Source organism: Intestinibacter sp., assembly GCF_051866655.1.
GTDB lineage: Bacteria > Bacillota > Clostridia > Peptostreptococcales > Peptostreptococcaceae > Intestinibacter.
Genome location: NZ_JBJDXL010000356.1, coordinates 1 through 3,314 on the forward strand (window position 1 = coordinate 1; position 3,314 = coordinate 3,314).

At 28.1% G+C, this 3,314-nt stretch carries 3 protein-coding genes; all 3 read right to left on the reverse strand.

Annotation, left to right across the window (positions count from 1 at the left end; all coding sequences use genetic code 11):
* Window positions 1-439, reverse strand: a 439-nt coding sequence (locus ACI3VO_RS10625) for a M20 metallopeptidase family protein (protein ID WP_439757899.1), incomplete at its 3' end; no start/stop codon positions are given.
* Window positions 440-670: 231 nt separating this feature from the next.
* Window positions 671-1,978: a hypothetical protein gene (locus ACI3VO_RS10630; protein ID WP_439757900.1), complete on the reverse strand. Its 1,308-nt coding sequence runs from the start codon at window positions 1,976-1,978 to the stop codon at window positions 671-673.
* A gap of 148 nt (window positions 1,979-2,126) precedes the next feature.
* The gene (locus ACI3VO_RS10635; RefSeq protein WP_439757901.1) at window positions 2,127-3,188 is read right to left on the reverse strand and encodes an SH3 domain-containing protein; all 1,062 of its coding nucleotides are present in this window, start codon (window positions 3,186-3,188) and stop codon (window positions 2,127-2,129) included.
* Between the last annotated feature and the right edge of the window lie 126 nt (window positions 3,189-3,314).

Consider the following 3,314-nt stretch of genomic DNA (forward strand, 5'->3'; position numbering starts at 1 on the left):
CAAGCATTTTAGCTCCTGCGTTTTTTTCTTCTGCAAGCTGGAATATAAATTTAACATTTCCATGTAATTCTTCTCTTAGCTCTGATAAAATCAATGCAGCTCCTGCTACTGATGTGGTATGAGTATCATGTCCACAAGCATGCATTACTCCATCTACTGTTGATTTGTATTCTACATCTGCTTCCTCTAATATAGGAAGTGCATCTATATCTCCTCTTAGTGCAACTGTTGGACCATCGTATTTTCCTCTTAATAATCCAACTACACCTGTTTCTATTCCCATATCTATGATTTCAATTCCTAAAGAAGTTAGTAAATCCTTAATTTTTTGTGTTGTTCTATACTCTTTAAAACTCAATTCTGGATGCATATGTAAGTCTTTAAAAAATTCTAGTAACTGACCTTCGTATTTTTTAGATATTTCTTTTATATTCGCCATTTTTTCAACCTCTCTTCGTGCATAAAATTTATGATATTAAAGTTTTCATAATCTTATGTTTTCTAATTATAATTTAATTATAGTTAAATTATATTTGTAATAATACTACTTTAAAATGACTTTAATTATTTAATTATTGTATACAATATATTATATATTTTCATTTATATATAAAGTAAAAATGACAAATAGTTATTTTTATAAAATTTAACTATTTGCCATTGATATAATTTAAATATTTATTTTCATTACTCTCTTAGGCCTTCCAGAGCCCTTTGGAAATTGTTTGCCGACGATTTCTACATATCCAAACTCTTCTAACTTATTTAATACTCTATTTATCGTTCTCTCAGGCATATCGCAATATCTAGCTAATTCACTCGATGTAAAGCATTTTGTTTTATACTTATCTATAGCATTATAAATAGCTAGGACCTTGTTAACACCTATGTTAGTCTTATACGATATATCTAAAATTTTTTCTTCTATTCCTTGCTTTTCTTTTTCTTTATTTGCATGTATAGGACCTATTATATATCCATCCTCGTATATAACAAATGCCGTATTTTCATTGTATTCCTTTGATTTTATCATAGCGCTATTTGAATTATACTTAGCTTCTCCTGCTGTTTTTCCATAGCCTATACCTAGGGATACTATATGAAGTGACTTTTCACCTATATAGCTTAAAATAGATATATCTTCAAAATTATTTGTTTCCTTTTCAAGTATTTCTTTAGTTGTAAACATTAAAAATGTATTAAAGCTGACCTCTATTACAGCCGCCTCTATATTTTGAGCAAACTCATAGATCAACTCACTTAGTTTATTTTTTTCTTTGATGTAATAATACTCGTTTTTACTTATTAGAGAATATTCACTTGGTAAATCTATTTGGATAGAAATTGAAACTAGCTGACTGTTTTTATTTACTTTAGCTGTATATCTTAAAAATGCCTTTTGAAAAGTGTCCTTTATGACAGTCTCTGTAGGTATTGCCATATAATTTTTTATATTTTCTTTATTTAATATATTGTGTACTTTACTTAATGCAGTAACTATACAGATATCTTTATTCTTTTGTAAATTCTTTTTGTGAAATTCTAATGCCCTCTCATTAAAAGATTCTAGATTTTCTAAATCTAAATCAAAAAGCTTTACTTCTACATCGTCAAACGTAATGCCTGTCATATCATAAATTGCCTCTATATTAGACATACTATACGTGTCGATACTTATACTTTTTATCTTCCCATTAGACTGCTGTGCTTGAAATAAAACACTCAATACGCAGCTTTCATGAAGCGGTAAATATTCCCATACAATCTCCTCTTTCAAATTATTTTTTGCAAAATAATAAGATAATATTCCACCAAATATAATTCCATCATATTTAGATTGTATATTCTTTACTATATCTGTTATTTTTGTAAAATCTTCAAATATATAAGTAGTTAAATCGACATAGCTAACTTGCTCATCTACTATTTTTTCAACGAAATTAGCTATAAATATTGGTGCTAAAAGTGCAACTTTCACAATATCATCTCCCGAAAATATATTTTTAGTGTTAATTATAGCATATTTTTATACAACTATATTATATTAATAATTTTTTTATAAATAAGAAAGACCTAAATCCGACATGATCGCGAATTTAGGTCTAAGTTTACAATATTATTAAATTCTAGCTAGCCTTTATTACAGCGTCTTCAATATTTTGATAGTATTTTTCAAAATACTGCCATGAAATATGTACACCCTCTGGATCTTCATATTTTAAAAATCCATCAGATCTTATAAAACCACTAGTAGTATCTATGTATTTTACATTATCAAGTGTACTACAGTATGATTTTATACTTGAATTAAATTCTTTAATTTCTCTTTGTGCTGTATATTTATTCTTGTCTGTGTAGTTGTGACCTACAGGAAATAATCTTTGTACGTAGATAGTTTTGTTGTAGTATTTATCGCTTAATTTCTTTATTAAAGTCTTAGTATCTCTGATATTGTAGCTTTCTCCAAGATGGTTTATTCCTATTTGAAGTACTACACCCTTTACACTACTATTTGATGGCATTTGGCTAAAATTTCTAATCCAATAATCAGCTCCTACACTACCTTTAGCTCTGATTATAGCATCATCTGTATTTGCATAAATATTTTTTCTGATGTTATAAGTAAATGAATCTCCTACAAATAAAAATCTGTTTAAATTTTTAATCTGTGTAGATGAGCTAGTTGATGTCTTGATATATTTTGCACTTACATAGCCATATCCAGTTCCATATTTTATCTTATACCATCCATTTACTGTACTTACAATAGTTACTTTTTGGTTGTAAGATAAAGATCCTATTTTTCTGTAGCTTGTACCTGCACCACTTCTAACATTTAAACTAGAGCATGTAACTGTTCCAGTTTTTGTAGATGTTGTAGATGATATCTTGATATAATTTGCAGATACATATCCATATCCTGTTCCGTATTTTATCTTATACCATCCATTTACTGTACTCACAATAGTTACTTTTTGGTTGTAAGATAAAGATCCTATTTTTCTGTAGCTTGTACCTGCACCACTTCTAACATTTAAACTAGAGCATGTAACTGTTCCAGTTTTTGTGGATGCTGTAGTCGATACAGAAGTTGCTTTACTTGCTGCATAGATAGGTAAAGCATTTGAAAAACATAAGCTCGTGCATAATAAACTAGTTAGCACACACGTTAATAATTTTTTCCTCAAAAAAACCCCTCCTCGTTTGAATTTTTTTCCTCATTATAATTGTAACAAAAATGTAACTTTTTTGCTATTGATTTTTTAAAAATTTACATTTTTGTTACAATTAAAAATATCTCCAGTCCTGTTTTT